The organism is Cupriavidus sp. SIMBA_020, from assembly GCF_046535395.1.
Lineage (GTDB): Bacteria > Pseudomonadota > Gammaproteobacteria > Burkholderiales > Burkholderiaceae > Cupriavidus > Cupriavidus campinensis.
Genome location: NZ_JAWRWU010000901.1, coordinates 1 through 261, shown reverse-complemented (window position 1 = coordinate 261; position 261 = coordinate 1). Strand labels below are relative to the sequence as shown.

Below are 261 nucleotides of genomic sequence, written 5' to 3'. Positions count from 1 at the left end.
ACCCCATCGAATGCCGAGACGACGCAGGCAAATGGTTCGCCGTCGAGCCGCCGGTGTGGTGGCCCGGCCATTTCTATCGCGTCCTGCCGAAGCCCGAAGAACTCGTACTGCCGTCGATCGACTGGAGCCACGTCGCGCCGCAGTGGAAATGGTTGGTTCAGGACGAAGGTGGTGTGGTGACGCTTTTCGATCATCGACCGATGCTGTCAGAGCCGGTTGGCCTGTGGGGCTTTGCTGCTGTGGGCGGCAAATTCCTGCGCG

General features: G+C 62.5%; 1 protein-coding gene. It reads left to right on the top strand.

The annotated features are described in order from the left end of the window. Window positions 1–261 (top strand): hypothetical protein (locus SB751_RS32035; RefSeq protein ID WP_410749269.1); only part of this gene is annotated, 261 nt, incomplete at both ends.